At 50.5% G+C, this 2,157-nt stretch carries 2 protein-coding genes; both read right to left on the reverse strand.

The genetic code is table 11. The features are described from left to right. Window positions 1-196 precede the first annotated feature (196 nt). Complete coding sequence (locus G565_RS0120815) at window positions 197-1,186, reverse strand: transposase (RefSeq protein WP_028672523.1); 990 nt, start codon at window positions 1,184-1,186, stop codon at window positions 197-199. A gap of 157 nt (window positions 1,187-1,343) precedes the next feature. Then, the gene (locus G565_RS0120820) at window positions 1,344-1,958 is read right to left on the reverse strand and encodes a class I SAM-dependent methyltransferase (protein WP_028672524.1); all 615 of its coding nucleotides are present in this window, start codon (window positions 1,956-1,958) and stop codon (window positions 1,344-1,346) included. Window positions 1,959-2,157: the final 199 nt, after the last annotated feature.

A 2,157-nucleotide genomic window follows, 5' to 3' on the forward strand; every position in this document is an offset into this window, starting at 1 on the left:
GGAAACAGTCTGCCAAAAAGCAGGCGTCATAGGTTCAGCGCAACCGGCCAAGTTAATTGTCGCTGAACCGGCCAAGATAGTTGACGCGCTACAAAAAGGGTCGAGATCGAAAAGATGAGATATTTGGCCCAAAATGTCGATTTTCAGGCACAGCAATGCCTCAGGGTGTCCTGATCGTTAATTTTGAAAGGGTAAGCTAGGTTAAGTAGGTAGCAGCTGCCAGCCCAGGTGTTCGCTGATACCCTAGCCGGTGACACTGAGCTTTAATCGAAAGAACGGTGCCGACGATACCTTTGAACTGACTCTCGAAATGTTGGGTGTTGTAAACCCAATGCTCAGCGTCGATATTGAGGCGTTCGAGAATCGGAGGAGTCTGTTGGTCGATACTTCCGCGCTTGTCTGATCGAATGTGTCTGCCTGTCCAGTCAACCAGTTCCAGGTAGTCCTGTAACCTAAACGGTAAGCCTGAGGGCATGTCCTGTCGGGGGTATCCTACGAATGGAAACAACGGTTTTGGCTGCGCTGGCTCGGCAGTGTCAGGTTCGGTTTGAGCCGTATCAATTCGTTCTTTTATCGACGTATAGTCGGAATCCTCGGGAGCATCGGCCATTTGAGCTCGAATGGGGTTTAAATCAACATATGCCAAGCAGGTTGCCAGGGCCGCTTCATCGAGTAATGCCTGAGATTTGAACCGGCCCTCCCAGAATCGGCCGGTGCAAACATCTTCTGCGTTGGCCTGGCGTGCGATGTCTTCGTTCAAGGCTCTCATAAACCAGCTGATCGACATCAGGCGCTCGCGCCATTCTGTTACCAGCTCTGAAACGACCATGAGTTGCGCGTCATACAGGTCTTTACCTGCCAGATACTTGTGGCTGAGGAAATTACCAGCATACAGCGCATGCCAGCGTTGAATGACTTCGGTATCGGTCCAGGCGTTGGCTTTCTCAGCATTGATATGCAGTACGATGTGGTAGTGGTTAGACATGACGGCGTAGGCGCAGAGATCGAGAGCATACACGTTGGCCAAAGCCTGCATACGTTGCTCAATCCAACCGCGGCGATGTTCATAGTCGTTACCGGAGTGTTCATCACGACCGCACAAGAACGCACGGCGCACACACCGGGAAGTGCAGTGATAGTAGGGAGTGGCTTCCAGAGCAATCTGGCTTTTCCTTGAACGTGGCATAGTGTCTAACCCTGACGGCCCGTTTTGATGATGCTGTATAAAGTACTGTATGGATATCGAAGGGTCAAATACTCAGGTGGGTGTCTGGTTAAGCCCACGTTAGGGCTTTTATGCCTTTATAACGGTCGGGCGTCCATATATGTCCGGTTAAGCCCTACTACTCTTTAACAACCCGAATCCGCTTTAGAATATCCGACCAGGCATCACTACTCTCAATATGGTTGAAGCCCGCAGCCCGAAGGTTATCTACCGTACGACGATTTATATTGGCACCATACAAATGCACTGGAATGAAATTCAGCCAGTCCATGAGCTTACCTTTCACTGGCCCCTCACTGCGCACATGCTCCAGCATAATTAACTGCCCTCCGGGTTTGAGCACACGGTGGATCTCCTCCAGGCCCTTGACCGGATCGGGCACGGAACAGAACACACAGGTAGTAACCACACAGTCGAAACTGTTGTCGGCAAACTCCAGAGTCTGCACGTCCATTTCCATCAATTGAAAGGATTTGCCTAAATCGGCTGCAACACGTTTTGCTTTTGCCAGCATGCGAGGGCTGAAGTCGATACCAAAAACCTCAGCATCTTCGTTATAGTGCGGCAGGTTCTTACCCGTACCGACACCCACTTCAAGCACCTTGCCGGATGCTTGCTGCACCAGAGCGGGCCGCTCTTTTTTGAACATCCGCGCTTCCATCATGGCATCCATCATGTCGTACATGGGCGCTATCCGGTTGTATCGTTGGCGGATTTTGTTGGTTTTGCTCATACGTATTAGTGAACCCCCTGTAAAGAAGATAGAGTGCAGAAGACTGAGTAGACATTCAGCGCTCCAGCTTGTAATTTCGATGGGTGCTCAGCTTACTCATAAAATATCGTAACTATTCAGCGTCCAAACCAGTTTCTCGCAGCTTCACCTGAATAAACTCAGGCCACGTACCTGTAAACAAGCACTCTAAAGCCTCACC

Source organism: Saccharospirillum impatiens DSM 12546 (genome assembly GCF_000423605.1).
Lineage (GTDB): Bacteria > Pseudomonadota > Gammaproteobacteria > Pseudomonadales > Natronospirillaceae > Saccharospirillum > Saccharospirillum impatiens.

Coding starts and splice junctions, on each gene's coding strand:
- G565_RS0120815 (WP_028672523.1), bottom strand. CDS start 1,186: ATGCCACGTTCAAGGAAAAGCCAGATTGCTCTGGAAGCCACTCCCTAC.
- G565_RS0120820 (WP_028672524.1), bottom strand. CDS start 1,958: ATGAGCAAAACCAACAAAATCCGCCAACGATACAACCGGATAGCGCCC.